Source organism: Mesorhizobium sp. M1E.F.Ca.ET.063.01.1.1, assembly GCF_003998155.1.
GTDB lineage: Bacteria > Pseudomonadota > Alphaproteobacteria > Rhizobiales > Rhizobiaceae > Mesorhizobium.
Map to the genome: position 1 here is coordinate 1 of NZ_RZSC01001420.1, position 685 is coordinate 685.

The 685-nt window shown below is 63.2% G+C and carries 1 protein-coding gene and 1 pseudogene; one reads left to right on the forward strand and one right to left on the reverse strand.

The annotated features are described in order from the left end of the window. Nucleotides 1-184: pseudogene (locus EOA29_RS38955) on the forward strand (EamA/RhaT family transporter); the annotation flags it as partial. 9 nt (nucleotides 185-193) lie between these two features. Here the strand turns inward: EOA29_RS38955 and EOA29_RS38960 are convergent. Further along, nucleotides 194-685: zinc-binding dehydrogenase (locus tag EOA29_RS38960; protein ID WP_145970138.1), on the reverse strand; the 492-nt coding region annotated here is incomplete at its 5' end.

Genomic DNA, 685 nt, shown 5'->3' on the forward strand with positions numbered 1-685 from the left:
GTTCTGGTATCGCGGCCTGGCGCAGGGCGGCATCGCCGCCGTCGGGCAGTTGCAATTGCTGCAGCCCTTCTTCGGCTTGGCGCTGGCGGCGACGCTGCTGCACGAACAGGTGAGCCCGCTGATGGTGGTCGTCACGCTTGGCGTGGTGGCCTGCGTGTTCGGGGCGAAGAAGTTTGCGCGGTAGAAGGTCTACTCAAAACTTCGTCACCACGCCGATGCCGATGCCTTCAAAACCGCCCATCGCCATCAACGCGGCGGGCGCTTCCTCGAGGCTGATCCTCTTGCCAACCAGCAACTCGGGCTTCAGCTTGCCGGTTCGGATCATCTCCATCATCGCTGAATAGCGGTAGGCCTGCATGCCGTGGCTGCCGCGGATTTCGAGCTCGAAGGCGATCACCTTGTCCATTGGTATCTGCGGGCGGGCATGTTCGCCCAGCATCAGCCCGACCTGAACGTGGCGGCCGCGCCGGCGCAGATTGGCGATCGAGTTGAACGAGGTGGTCGGGTGGCCGAGCGCGTCCATCGACATATGCGCGCCGCCATTGGTGATCTGCTTGACCGCCTTGACCACGTTGGGGGTGTTCGAGGCATTGATCGTCGCCACCGCGCCGATCTTCTTGGCAAACTCCAGCTTCTCATCCGTGAGGTCGATGGCGATGACATTGGCGCCCATGGCGCTGGCGAT